This window comes from Dolichospermum planctonicum (assembly GCF_005402965.1).
Classification (GTDB): Bacteria; Cyanobacteriota; Cyanobacteriia; order Cyanobacteriales; family Nostocaceae; genus Dolichospermum; species Dolichospermum planctonicum.
This window is the reverse complement of sequence record NZ_BJCF01000004.1, coordinates 156,398-170,429: the sequence shown is the minus strand read 5'-3', so window position 1 is coordinate 170,429 and position 14,032 is coordinate 156,398. Positions and strand designations below refer to the sequence as shown.

The following is a 14,032-nucleotide window of genomic DNA, read 5'->3' as shown; positions in this document are numbered from 1 at the left end:
ATGACGTTTTTGGTGATTTACTGTTTCTCAAATGCCTTTTTTCACTTTATATGTTTGTTTTGATGCTCTCTTTAATTTTTTCTCTACGTAATTTACCTCTGTGACAGTTTGGGGTGCGGAATGTGGGTTATATAGTAACGCACCATTTAAAATCATTGACATCATCAAAAAATCCCCATCTTCATCCTGTACATCCTTTCATCCTGGATATCCTGATTCTGACATAAATTAGGTGACAGCTGACAGGGAACAGGGAATAGCTTTTTGAGTAGGATAGCGATAGCGAAGCGCTGCTGCAAGCAGTTCGCTATATAATATAGTAACCCATCATTTTAAATCATTGACATCATCAAAAAATCCTCATCTTCATCCTGTACATCCTTTCATCCTGGATATCCTGATTCTGACATAAATTAGGTGACAGCTGACAGGGAACAGGGAATAGCTTTTTGAGTAGGGTGTGTTAGCTATTCGTAACGCACCATTTTAAATCATTGACATCATCAAAAAATCCCCCTCCTCATCCTGTACATCCTTTCATCAGTTGACAGGGAACAGCCAACAAAATGCAAAAAAACCGCGAAAAATTTGCTTTTTAGGTGTTGACAAAGGATTTGAAATATGTTATCCTTGTCTTGATAAGGAAGAACTATCTTGCATTTATTTAGCTGGCGGTTGCTAGTTAACCTAGGCTACAGTAATCATAACACCTTCACTTTCATTACCTAATCTATTCACAGCGCAGACAGCATAAGTACCGGGTGTAACCGTCGCAAAGGTAGTACCAGCGGATAAAATGCGTTTAATTGTCCAATTCGGACCACTTTGAAGATACAGAGTCCAAGCACGCACAGGTCGATTATCTCCTGGTTGCCAGTTTAATTTACCATCAACAAACTTGAGATTTTTAGGCGGTATCGGTGTTGCAGAACCTTTCCATGACATACTAGGAACGAGGGCAGGTGTGGGATAATGGGTTTTAAACTCATCACTGATGCCTTGACGATTTTCCTGAATGCCAGTCATACTAAAAAAGATATTACCTAAAGACAAATTAGCCGCTAAATTCCGAGAAATCTGAATTTGCTTGGCAATTTCGCTGTTTTTCCAGGCTTTACCATCCAATTGTCCTAGATTGTTACCGGCATAAACATGACGCTGGCTGCTATTAATTTTAGTCCACCATTGCAGCAGTGCCTCGTAGCTTTGTTTTGTTTGGTCGGTACGCCAGTAGAGTTGAGGCGCAATATAATCTATCCAACCTTGCTGTAACCATTTTTTAGAATCAGCATAAAGGACATTATAGGCATCTAAACCAACAATCCCCGCAGGTTCTCCAGAACGATAGATACCAAAAGGACTAATACCAAATTTCACATCAGGTTTGGTGGCTTTAATTCCCTGAGAAAGTCGCAATACCATTTGATTAACGTTTTCTCGTCGCCAATCTTCTAAACTGAGTTTACCACCTTTGGCTTGATAAGCTGCGTAGGTTTTATGATCGGGAAAAGGTTTACCAGATATGGGATAGGGGTAAAAATAATCATCTAGATGAATAGCATCTACATCATAACGCCGGACAACATCAATAATCACATTGTAGGCCCTGTCTTGAACAATTTTTGCCCCTGGGTCCATCCATAGTTGAGTACCCCATTGATAAACAACTTCTGGGTTAGTCACCGCAATGTGGGGACGGACAGGAGAAACTTGACTATTGGCTCTAGCGCGGTAAGGATTGAACCAAGCGTGTAATTCAATATTGCGCTGATGACATTGAGCGATCGCAAATTCCAAAGGATCGTAAAATGGTGTTGGTGCTTTTCCCTGAGTTCCTGTAATCCAAGCACTCCAAGGTTCTAATTCAGAAGCATATAAAGCATCACCTTCTGGTCGTACCTGCAAAACTAAAGCATTAAAATTCAAAGATTGCAACTGTTTAATAATCGCTAATAACTCTGCTTTTTGCTCTTCAACAGTCAGTCCCGGTTTAGAAGGCCAGTCACTATTCCACACAGACGCTACCCAAGCACCTCGGAACTCACGCCGATGACTTACCTTGACAGTCTTAGTATTAGAGACTGGAGATAAAGGTGGAGATGGAGATAAAGCCCCAGGCACAACAATATAAGCAGAAGGAATTTTTTCCGCCTTGCCCAAATATACTAACCCTTGATAAACTACCGCCGCTACATCCGCGCGAGTAGCCGCTGTTTTATAATTAAGGATTTTGACATTGGGATAATTTACTACCCAACCAACGCGAGTCGCTACAGCTATCTGATTAATTCCATAGTAGGGAATTAAAGACCCATCTTGATAAATTTCCGCTAGTTTACTCACTAGGTCTAAACCAACTTGAGCAGCAATTCCCAAGCCATTGACCATGGCTACTAAAACATCACCTTTAAAAATATTTTCATCTATGCCAAACCGCTTATTTGGATACCCTGTCAAGAATCCACTTTCATAAACTTTTTTAATCGCCTTTATCCCCCAATGGGTATCAGGAACATCAACAAAACCCGCATATTCACGTTTCACTGCTGGGGAAAAAACAGCAGCGATGATAGCCGCAAACTCAGCCCGAGTCACAGGGTTATTAGGGCGGAAAGTTCCATCAGGATACCCTTTGAGAATCCCCTTTGCGGCTAAGGCCTCAATGAATGCCCTCGACCAATGACTTTGAATATCGGAAAATGTTATAGGAGTAGATACCATATTTCTGCAAATAGTTACATCCTTTATTAATGTAGCAATATTTAAGCCATAGCTACTAAATTTTTAATCCAGTCAGATATATAAGTTTTTTAAATATCCCTTTAGGAAAAAAATCGCCTCCCTATGTTTATTGAGAATATAGCTGGTTGATTCTCAAGATTATTGAGAATATGGTCAATAAGCTAACGAGTTTACTAGGGTATTGACATCTCCATATTTTGTGGTAATATCATAGTGTATCATCTGAAAGTTTTTATATCTAAAATATATACTGAGAATAATCATTACTAAGTTATAGGCTCAAAATCCAGACAATAAATTCTGTGTTAGGTAAAAGCCAACCATTGAGAATATAAAGTTTTATTTTGTTAACCTGATTAAGTATAATACATGGTAAACTAATCATAATTTGGCAAATATTACCAAATAAGATAAATAACATAACTTATTAGTAATTCAGAGGTAACCAGGAAATCTGCAATCTGAGGATTATGTAAATGCTGCTATATCTAAGAATTGAAAACTTTGCCTTAATTGATCATTTAGAATTAGATTTTGGGGCAGGTTTGAATGTATTAACAGGGGAAACCGGGGCAGGAAAATCAATTATACTAGATGCCATTGATGCAGTTTTGGGTGGTAAAGTCTCTAGTCGAGTCATTCGCACTGGTACAAATCGAACAATGGTAGAAGCAACTTTTAGCGTCACCCCACCCCTAGCTGCTTGGTTAAGTGAACAAGAAATTGATTTAATAGATGATAATGCTGTGATCATCAGTCGAGAAATTGCCACCACCACTAGTAATATTCGCAGTAGATCACGGGTGAATGGAGTCCTGGTAAATCGTCAATTAATGGGAGGATTGCGAGATCATTTAGTAGAAATAACAGCACAAGGACAAACTGTAAAAGTAGGACAATCGGCTCAAGTTCGAGATTGGTTAGATTTATATGGTGGTGATTTATTGTTACAAAAACGCCAAAACGTCACCGCAGCTTTTAGTATATATCAACAAGCACGTCAAGCACTAGAAAAACGCCGAACATCAGAACGGGAAAGGCTACAACAATTAGATCTACTCACATATCAAGTACAAGAATTAGGTGCTGCTAATCTTGATGATCCCCAGGAAATGGAAATATTAAATCAAGAACGAGACCGTCTGAATCATGTTGTTGATTTACAACAAATGAGTTACAAAGTATATCAGGCTTTGTATCAAGATGATCAGGAAACTCCCACGGCCGCTGATTTATTAGCCGATGGAGAGATGATATTAACTCAAATGATAGAGTATGATTCTCAACTACAATCTTTATTAGAATTGGTGCGGGATGCAGTCGCAGCAGTCATGGAAGTGGGTAGACAAATTAATATTTATGGAGAAGGATTGGAAGCAGATCCCCAGCGGTTAGAAGAAGTAGAAGAACGAATACGGGAATTAAAACAAATTTGTCGTAAATATGGTCCAACTTTAACAGAAGCGATCGCTTATTATCAACGTATTCAAAATGAATTAGCTGAATTAAATAATAATGAACAATCTATAGAAACTTTAGAACAAGACGAACAATTATATTTACAACAACTCCATCATCTCAGTCAACAATTAAGTCAATTACGTCGTCAAACTGCGGCTGATTTAGAATCTCGGTTACTAGCTGAACTCAAGCCCCTAGCAATGGATAAGGTAAGATTTCAAGTCGAAATTGTCCCCACTACCCCCACGGCCGCAGGTGCAGATAAAATTACTTTTATGTTTAGTCCTAATCCTGGTGAACCTATTCAACCATTAACCGAAATTGCTTCGGGTGGAGAAATGAGCAGATTTTTATTAGCCTTAAAATCTTGTTTTCACCAAGGAAATGAAGTGGGAACTTTTATTTTTGATGAAATAGATGTGGGAGTTTCCGGTAGAGTTGCCCAAGCTATAGCAGAAAAATTGCATCAAATTAGTCAAGGACATCAAGTATTATGTGTAACCCATCAACCTTTAATTGCAGCTATGGCAGATCGTCATTTTCGCGTCGCTAAATTAGTGATTAATAAAGCCGTAAATAGTAATGATCAACAGCGGACAGTTGTCAGAGTCACAACTTTGGATAATTTAACTACCCGTCGAGAAGAATTAGCACAATTAGCTGGTGGTAAATCCGCAAATGAAGCAATCGCTTTTGCCGAGTCTTTATTATTACAAGCTGCTCATCATCGGGAAAGGAGAACATAAAAAACCATCCAAATCTTAGGATGAGAAATAATAGGTTTACATGATTAATTTCCTTAACTGGGGAACTAAAGCCTGGAAAGCATTTCCCCGATGACTAATTGACTTTTTCAAATCTGTTGTCATTTGGGCAAAAGTCAATTGTTTTTCTGGGACATAAAAAACCGGATCATAACCGAAACCACCATCTCCAGAAGGTGCAAATAAAATTTCACCTTGACAAATACCCTCAGATTGAATTACTATTTCTCCCTGAGGATTAGCAACTGCGATCGCACACACAAACCTAGCTTGACGATTTTTTTCATCACCTAATTCTCTTAATAACCTACCAATCCGTTCTGTATCATTATTTCCATAACGAGCAGAATACACTCCCGGCGCACCATTCAGGGCATTTACCGCCAAACCAGAATCATCGGCTATAGCCCAATTACCTGTAAATTTAGCAGTTTCCGAGGCTTTGAGACAAGCATTTTCCGCAAAGGTCTCCCCTGTTTCTTCCACATCCAAATTTTCCGGTTTTATAGTTAATTCCCAACCAGAATCAACTAAATAAGCTTGCATTTCCCGTAATTTACCGGTATTTCCTGTCGCTACTACGAGTAATTTAGTCATTCGTCCATTGTCCATTGTCCATTGTCCATTTTCCATTGTGAGGAAAAAGGCAAAAGGTAGAGATTTTACCCACTACCCATTACCCACTACCCACTACCCATTAATTTGATTCAGCCCAAGTTTTTGCCCAATTTAGAGTTTGCTGAACTTGTTCTATTGTTGCTGCTTCACAATAAAGCCGTAAAACTGGTTCAGTACCGCTAAATCTAATCATTAGCCAACTATTGTCAGCCAGACGGAATTTATAACCATCAATGGTTTGACAACTTATTACCGCCTTACCTGCAATTTCTGTTAAAGGTTGAGATTGTAACTGTTGTAATAGTCGCCCTCTCACTTCCATATTCGCTAGAGGTAAATCAATGCGATCATAGACCGATGAAAAATCAGTTTGTTGTTGTAAATAACGATAATATTCGCCTAGATCTAACCCTGATTCTACCACAGCCTCCAATACATACAGCGCCGATAATAAAGCATCACGTTCGGGAATATGGCTACCATAACCAATCCCACCAGATTCTTCACCACCTAGCAACACCTGTGTAGTTAACATTCTGTCAGCAATGTATTTATAACCTACAGGGGTTTCATAGATAGAAAGGTTATGTAAGGCGGCTACACGAGGCATTAAGTCCGACCCACTGACAGTTTTGACTATTTCCCCCTGAAAGTTGCGCCGCTGGGTCAGGTGGTCAATTAAGATGGGGATTAAAATTTGAGAACTGAGGAAATTAGCATCTTGATCTACCGCTGCAATGCGATCGCAATCGCCATCAAATATCAAACCTACTGTTAAACCAGCTTTATTGCTTTGGCGATGGTTTTTGATGACTGTAAATAGTCGTGACAGGTATTTTGGTAAAGGTTCCGGCGCACCACCTTCAAATAAAGGGTCACGGTCGCTATTTATTTCTTGAACCTGTGACCCTAATAGTCGCGCTAGTCCCCCAGCCGCAGCCCCGTGCATGACATCCACGAATATTGTTAATTTACCAGCAGCAATAACTTGTTTAATTTTGTCAATATCAACTTTACCCGCTAATGCCTGACAATAACTAGGCCAAGGATCAAAACTATGTTCCTGACCTGGAATCGCTACTGGTGGCACTTTTTCTGATAATAAAGCTTCTATCTCTTGTGTAACTTCCGGAGGGACTGAACCACCAAAGGCACTTTTAACTTTTAATCCTAAATATCTACCCGGATTATGACTCGCTGTCACAACTAGCGCCCCTAAAGCCTTGAGTTCTTTAGCCGCCCAGCTATAAGCCGGAGTTGGTGCAGAAGTTTCGCTAAACAGGACATCAAAGCCCACTGCCGTGACAGCATTGGCCACCACACGAGCAAAATCTTCCGCCATAAATCGGCGATCATAACCGACAATAATTGTCCGGCTACCTACCTCGGAAAAGTAAGTATTATGTAAAACCTTGGCGGCTACAGTTGCTACTAACGCCAGGCGTTCAAAGGTAAACTCCTCACCTATCACACCGCGCCAGCCATCTGTGCCAAACTTGATTGGGTTAGTTACAACTGGCATGAAAATATCCTCAATTTCTAATTGAGGATTTTAGCATTTATGCAGGTAATTAGTAATGGGTAATTGATAATTGGTAATGGGTAAAAATCCTTGAGGTGGTAAAATACTTCTATATCTTTATCTTTGAAAATGATTTACCATGACTACTGAAACTACCACAGGTGCTGATGCTATTGACCAAGCGATCGCTAAAGGAATTGATTTTGATGGTTCTCCTATTCCTCCCGCTAAGTTAGAATTGTATGCACAAGTTATGGCTTTAGAAGCCAATAGACAGCGTAGTGGTGTATCCAACACCATGCGTTCTCGCATTGTCCGTATTGGTGCTAAACATATTCCCCAAACTGAACTAGACCAAAAGCTAATTGATGCCGGTTTCGCGCCGCTAAAAGAAAAGGAAATTGCCTTTTTCTACAGCGGTAAATAATCAGTCACTTTAAAAAACAATATGGACGGTATTGGACTCGAACCAACGACCCCATCGATGTCAACGATGTACTCTAACCACCTGAGCTAACCGTCCTTAACCACACAGATTAATAATATATCATCTAAAATATCATCTGTCAACCGCTAAAACCAAAACTTTATTTTAGATATATTTTAGATATATTATTTTACATATATCTAGTTAACTGCACCCGATAACGATCCTTTTTTGTCACCGCAATTTCTCCAACTTCTAACCGCCCTTTTCCCCGAATAGCAATTAAATCCCCCGTTTTAACTTGGGAACTGGCTTGAGTCACTTCCTTCCAATTAACGCGCACATCATTGGAGTCTATTAAATCTACCATTTTACTGCGGGACATCCCAAACCCAGCGGAAGCCACCGCATCTAACCGCAAAGAAGCTTCCACAGTCGTTAATTCTTTTTTCTTAGGTTCGCGGATTTTTAACTCGCTAATATCAATGCGTTGAGTTTTCACCGGTACAGAACGCACCTGTTTTAAACTCATCTCTAAAAATTCTCCCAATTCCGGGACAACAATCACCTGGGCCCCTCTTTCCCCCAAAACAATCACATCTCCCGTTTTTTCCCGGACAATTCCCGTTCCCAACATCGCACCTAAAAAATCTCGGTGATTCGCTGTATCAAATAAGAAATTACCAGCAATTTCCAAGGCCATGATAGCAACTTGAGACTGATCTAATGGTAACTCAGCACGAGCGATCGCTATTCTTTGTCTTTCCGCTTGGGGATATCCACCCCAAGTCACTAAATGCACCTCTGTTAATCGGCTAAATACCCGCTTAATTTCCGCTAACTCTGGCGGAGACAAAAAATCTGTTAATACCACCTCCCAGGTCTTTATAGCCTGGTCAGCTTGATCAATTACACGGGCAATGGTATCGCGGTTTTCAACCCCTTTTAAAAGTTCTTCTCTAGGTAGCATAGAATTATAGCAGTTACAGGAGTTCGGATTGCGAAGTTCACAAGTATTGTTATTAATTGTTATTCAGAATCCTGATTAATCCTTAAATCCTGGATATCCTGATTCAGACAACAATTACCAATTAATTAATTGATTAATTAATTATTTTCAGCATAACCTTGAATATTTTCCGGTTCAAACTGCCTTAAAATCCGAGTAGCTTGACGGGTCAAAGTTTCCGAACCTCGGACGACAATTAAATACTTACCCGCATCTAAGCGATGACGATAGGGTAAAGCATCACCACCACCCTCAAACAAACCAACACCACCCCCCACAAATACACTACCCATAGCTCCGCTACCAGCGCCCAAAATTCCGCCAATTACATGATTACCGATTTCTCCAGCCCAAGCAAAAGTATCTAAACCAGTAATCAAACTGAAAGTAAAACCAGAAAAAAAGCCAAATGGGACTAACCAAATCGCCATTAATTTTACTTGTTTTTTCGCTTCTTCTTTGGGATCAATTAAACCAAATTCATCAGCACTTTTATATCCTCTACCAAGAATAGTCCCATTTATGCCTTCTTTTTCTAAAGCTAAATCGGCGGCTTCGGCTTGGATACGATCTGATAATACAGCAACAAGATAATTCATTAATCTTCAACTATTTTTTAAATTCCAGTTGACATCATCAGTATATTCACTAATCAGTATTTATCTGATTTTAGCAAGTCTAAAGGCTCACAAAAGTTATTTACACCTTGTTTAAGAACATAAATTAAAACCGGTGTGGCCAGACTTCTAGGAAAGGTCTGTATTGTCCTCAGATGTTCTATCATCTCTTGAATTGACCCATTTAGCAAGTCTTCTCGATATTCCTGTTCACAAATTACAGCCCGCCATTTTTTGGCTAAGGCATCTAACCATTCAGAATTAGTTTGTTCCGGTTGTTGTCCAGCCTTAATAGCCAGAGTCATTACCGCGTCTTCTAAATCTCCATCGCAGTCCTCTATCAAGTCTAATGCTTCCATTGCTTGGGAATCATCTACCATCAGAGAACGAAATTTTGCAATCTCTTGTGATGTAACTTTAGTCATGATCATGAGTTTTTGACCAAAAATCTGGGATACAAGCCCCGTCCACTTCGGCAAGCTCAGTGCATCGCTTTTAGGACGGCTTTATGTTAAAATTCGGTTATAGTCGCCATAGGGCATTGGGAGACTTTAAACGGACATGGAGGGACGATAAGACCACTTGTGGTGTGTTCCAGTGAAGTGTCAAGAATCATCGCACCTTCAGGTCGGTGAGTATGTCAATAGTTTAGCACTTGCAACATCATTGATCCTTGGTCATTTCTTGTAAGTTGGGTTTCTTGCCTCAACCCAACCTACTAATCTTACCTCTTATTTGACTCCTGACTGCTCTAACTGTTTTAATCCTTTGGCTGTTACATACCTTTGTAATTCTGTCAAAGCTCGATTGTAGTCTAATATGGCTTTGACGCGATTTCCCTCGGAACGTGTCAGATCATTTAATGCGTTAATTACATCGGTTTGAGTACCTACACCTGCTTGGAATCTTAACCGCGCTAACCGTAAAGATTCTCTAGCTTGTTCTAAGGCTACATTAGCAGTTTGTACGTTCTCTAAACTTGAGGCTTGGGTGGAATAAGCTTGTTCTACTTGAAAGCGAATCTGGTTTTTTTGTTCAGAAAACTGAGTTTCAGCAATCGCAATACTGGTTTTAGCTTGGGTTGCTCTTGCGGTTCCTGCTCCCCCACCATATAAATTAATGCTGGCTTGTAGTCCTAATGAATAACCATCGCTGACACTAGTTCTATCATCAAATTGATCTAATAAGTTATATCTCCCTACTAAACTCACTTGTGGACCAGAAGAAGCTAAAGCCTGTTTTATTTGTGCTTCGCCGATTTTTCGCTGTGCTAAAGTTTGTTGTAGTTCAGGACGGTTTTGATAGGCTAAAACAATGCTCTGTTCTAGTGGTTGCTGCCATAAACCTGCTAATTTTACTGGATCAGCCGCACTAATGCTCACTGATTGGGATAAATTCAACAATGGTGCTAATTTGCGGCGGGCAATTTGTTGTTGAGAGATGGAATTAGTTAATTCTTGTTGAGAATTGGCTAGATTTACTTGCGATCGCAATACATCAAAACGAGTACCAACGCCAGCTTTTTCTAAGGCCATGGCATCTTTTAAACTAGCTTGAGCATTTTCTACCGCTGACTGGGTAATTCTCACGTTTTCATCGGCTTGTTGCAGATCATAATATGCCTTAGACACATTTAGGCGAATTTCCTCAGATTGTCTTTCGACATCAAACTCTTGTACACGTATCCTTTCTTCAGCTTCCTGAATAGCCCCATTGCGTCTACCGGAGGTATACAAATCATATTTTATCTGTGCTGTTCCGCTAAAATTTGTATTTGCTGGAGCATCACCTACTCGTGGGTTGTTTGTTCTAGCTTGGTCAAACTGTAGTGTTGTCCCAACGTTACGACTATTTGTTACATCTGCACTCAAATCTACACTAGGAAATAAAGCCGCTTGAGCTTCCCGCAGAACTGATTTACTGCGTTGTAATTGTAATAGGGACACTTGTAAATCATTGTTATTCCGTTTAGCCAGTTCCAAAGCCTCTGACAAACTAATTGGCCGAGTTGCCTGTATTTTTACTTCCTCCGCTTGTCTTGGAAATAACAGCGGATTCGGGTTAGGATTTAAGTCATTAGGAGTATTAGTAAAATCTACGGACTGACTAAGTTGGGATTTTACATTACTACCAGAAAAGGGTTTACTGGGTTCTGATGTAGTCGGGATAGTTGTTTGCGCTATCCAATCAGAAGTATTTTTAGGTAAACAGGTGTTAGAGGCAAGTAGTAAAGCTGCTTGACTCTTCTGCTGTGGGCATTTACTAGATTCTATTAATTCTGATACACTGGTATTACCGCTGGTAAATTGCTGCTCAGAATTGGGATTATTAACAGCCAGGAAATTATGATTTGATAGATCAGAAAAATTGACAAATCTACCATCATCTTTTTTAAGTATTTTTACCCCCTCATGACCAAGATTATTGTCAGCGGTAATTATTGGTAGACTGTAGTTAACAGCATGACTTATACTACCCTGACGGAAATAACTGCTAAATAATAATCCTGGGTGATTTGTAACTTGTGTGAATAAATTTCTACTATTGGTAGAAATCGAAACATTAGGATAAGACCCTGGCTGTACCTCACTCATATTCACAACATTAGCCCAAGCGGGCTGAGTTGTTAATACTGCTACTGTAAAACCGGGTAAGAAACTATGGAATAATTGCTGTCTTTTCACCGCGTCCCCTCACAGAAAAAAATATCAATTTAGCGGCAGAATACTTGTCTTCACCACAAAATATAGCATGATCCATAGATTTGTGAAGGAATATCGCACTCTTCCTATTTTAAGCATCAGAACTCTGTTTGTCTTCAAAACCCTTGACAATGCGAGAAAGTTCTGCTTTTTCATCTATAATAACGCGAGTAGGCGCACCGCTAATAATTCGCTCATAGTTACGCAGTGAATCTTTAATATCTGGTCCGTCGGCTGTGATATTATATTCACGAATGCCCTTATCATGCCAAGAGCCTCGCATTTTAAAGACGTTAATTGCCCGCGACATTTCTCCCCGAATCTCTACATACTGCAACATCAAAATTGTGTCTGTAATTGTGGAAATATGGGAGTCGGTAATGGAATGAGAACCGAGAAACTGGTCTGTAGTATTGGTAAAAAAACCAGTGATTTCTTCTTGTTTAGCATAACCTGTAACACCAATGACAAATTGACGAAAAGCGTTATTACTAACACCTCTAGCCATGGCTGAAAGTGAATCAATGGCAATGCGAGCAGGTTTAAAATGAGATATTTCTGATTTAATAATTTGTAAATGATCTTCTAAGCCAGTTGATTCGGGATAGGTACAAATTATTTTTAACAGTCCTTGATGTTCTAATTCCTCAAAATCAATCCCCCATGAATAAGCATTACGTGAAAGTTGAGCGCGAGATTCTTCATAGGCAAATAATATCGCTCTTTCACCATTAATACAGCCATCTTGGATAAATTTGCTCACTAATAAGGTTTTACCAGTTCCTGTAGCTCCTGTTGCTAAAATAATCGAATCTTTAAAGAAACCACCACCACACATCTGATCAAGAATTTTCACCCCAGAAGATACTCGCACATTAGAGGATCTTTGTGTTAATCGCATTGCTCCCAAGGGGAATATATTAACTCCTTCGTTGGTAATTGTGAAGGGATATTCACCTTTCATGTGAGTTGTTCCCCGTAATTTGAGAATTTCAATAGTTCGACGACGGCGTTCTCCTTCTAAAACGTTGCGAACAATCACTACATTATCAGAAACAAATTCTTCAACGCCAAAAGATGCTACTGGTCCATATTCTTCACCTCTTTCAGTGGTAATGATTGTGGTGACGTTTAATTGTTTCAGACGCGCTACTAAACGGAAAATTTCCCGTCGCACTACTCCTACAGCTTCATATTGTTGAAATATGGCTGTCATTGAATCAATGGAAACTCTTTTTGCTTTATATTTACGAATTGCATATTGTAACCTTTCAATCAGGGCAGATAAATCAAAATTACCGACTATATCTTGACCTTCGGGATCTGGAGAAGCGTCGAGAATAAATAATTTACCCTCATCAATTAAATGTTGCAAATTCCAATTAAAAATATGGGAATTTTTAATAATATCACTGGGTGATTCCTCAAAGGTGACAAATACTCCTGGTTCGTCAAAGTAAGTGATGCCATTATAAAGGAATTGCAGTGATAACAAAGTTTTTCCTGTCCCGGAAGTGCCACTCACTAAGGTGGTTCTACCCACGGGTAAACCCCCATGACTAATATCGTCAAAGCCCTCGATCATTGTCCGAATTTTTTCTACGCCACCAACAGGTATTTTTTTTTGGTCAAACTGCTCTTTTTTTGTCATGGTTTATCTAATATGGATATTCAACCTGGTTTTTTAAAATCAAGAAAGTTTTTGATCATTTTTCATAAATACAGCAGAATCTACTAAGTTAAGAGTCCTTTGGTAAAACCTGCTTAATAATTAAATTGATTTTTTATGAAAATTTTGTACTTCTTTTACCCCCAATCTACTGTATGTTATCCTACTCTTTTTCGTATTCTTCGTTCAATTCTTCATACAGCAGATCCAATCCAATTAATACTCTTTCTCTGTCTGTGAGATCACCAATAATTTTCCGCACCGGCGGCGGCAAAATTTTTGATAATGTCGGAGTGGCAAGAATTTTATCTTCTTCAGCTAATTGGGGGTTTTTCAGGACATCAATTACTTTTAAGGCATAAACACCTTTAAATTCTTGCTCTAAGATATCTTTGAGGGTTTTTAAGGCTCGCACTGAATTGGGGGTGTTCCCTGCCACATAAAGCTTGAGAACATAGGTTTTTTTGGCTTGATTCATACAATATAGACTCCTAAAAATAA

Annotated in this window: 11 protein-coding genes and 1 tRNA gene; 2 read left to right on the top strand and 10 right to left on the bottom strand. The window is 39.3% G+C overall.

Annotated features, from left to right (window positions below; all coding sequences use genetic code 11):
• Positions 1–687: 687 nt before the first annotated feature.
• Positions 688–2,721 (bottom strand): glycoside hydrolase family 10-like protein, encoded by a 2,034-nt coding sequence (locus FFO06_RS03525; protein ID WP_137906775.1) that lies wholly within the window; start codon positions 2,719–2,721, stop codon positions 688–690.
• Between the two features lie 497 nt (positions 2,722–3,218).
• Here FFO06_RS03525 and recN point away from each other — a divergent pair, with 497 nt between their 5' ends.
• Entirely contained in the window at positions 3,219–4,949 is a 1,731-nt protein-coding gene (gene recN / locus FFO06_RS03520) for a DNA repair protein RecN (protein WP_137906774.1), read from the top strand.
• 36 nt (positions 4,950–4,985) lie between these two features.
• Here the strand turns inward: recN and rdgB are convergent, their stop codons facing one another.
• Complete coding sequence (gene rdgB, locus FFO06_RS03515; protein ID WP_137906773.1) at positions 4,986–5,564, bottom strand: RdgB/HAM1 family non-canonical purine NTP pyrophosphatase; 579 nt, start codon at positions 5,562–5,564, stop codon at positions 4,986–4,988.
• Positions 5,565–5,664: 100 nt separating this feature from the next.
• Positions 5,665–7,107 (bottom strand): phosphoglucomutase/phosphomannomutase family protein, encoded by a 1,443-nt coding sequence (locus tag FFO06_RS03510; RefSeq protein WP_137906772.1) that lies wholly within the window; start codon positions 7,105–7,107, stop codon positions 5,665–5,667.
• Positions 7,108–7,246: 139 nt separating this feature from the next.
• Between FFO06_RS03510 and FFO06_RS03505 the strand changes: the two genes are divergently transcribed.
• Positions 7,247–7,534, top strand: a complete 288-nt coding sequence (locus FFO06_RS03505; RefSeq protein WP_028090770.1) for a small RNA NsiR4-regulated ssr1528 family protein — start codon at positions 7,247–7,249, stop codon at positions 7,532–7,534.
• A 22-nt stretch (positions 7,535–7,556) separates the two neighbouring features.
• Here the strand turns inward: FFO06_RS03505 and FFO06_RS03500 are convergent.
• The 7 genes from FFO06_RS03500 to kaiB all read right to left on the bottom strand — a co-directional run bounded on the left by FFO06_RS03500 (position 7,557) and on the right by kaiB (position 14,009).
• Positions 7,557–7,630 (bottom strand) — tRNA-Val (locus tag FFO06_RS03500).
• Positions 7,631–7,724: 94 nt separating this feature from the next.
• Complete coding sequence (locus FFO06_RS03495; RefSeq protein WP_137906771.1) at positions 7,725–8,504, bottom strand: photosystem II electron transport protein, Sll1252 family; 780 nt, start codon at positions 8,502–8,504, stop codon at positions 7,725–7,727.
• Positions 8,505–8,641: 137 nt separating this feature from the next.
• Positions 8,642–9,142: a hypothetical protein gene (locus FFO06_RS03490; RefSeq protein WP_137906770.1), complete on the bottom strand. Its 501-nt coding sequence runs from the start codon at positions 9,140–9,142 to the stop codon at positions 8,642–8,644.
• A 53-nt stretch (positions 9,143–9,195) separates the two neighbouring features.
• A complete protein-coding gene (locus tag FFO06_RS03485; RefSeq protein WP_137906769.1) occupies positions 9,196–9,585 on the bottom strand; it encodes a hypothetical protein in 390 nt (129 codons plus the stop codon).
• Positions 9,586–9,891: 306 nt separating this feature from the next.
• Complete coding sequence (locus FFO06_RS03480; protein ID WP_137906768.1) at positions 9,892–11,844, bottom strand: TolC family protein; 1,953 nt, start codon at positions 11,842–11,844, stop codon at positions 9,892–9,894.
• Between the two features lie 109 nt (positions 11,845–11,953).
• A complete protein-coding gene (gene kaiC, locus FFO06_RS03475) occupies positions 11,954–13,513 on the bottom strand; it encodes a circadian clock protein KaiC (protein WP_028083971.1) in 1,560 nt (519 codons plus the stop codon).
• Positions 13,514–13,694: 181 nt separating this feature from the next.
• Positions 13,695–14,009, bottom strand: a complete 315-nt coding sequence (kaiB, locus tag FFO06_RS03470) for a circadian clock protein KaiB (RefSeq protein WP_028083970.1) — start codon at positions 14,007–14,009, stop codon at positions 13,695–13,697.
• Positions 14,010–14,032: the final 23 nt, after the last annotated feature.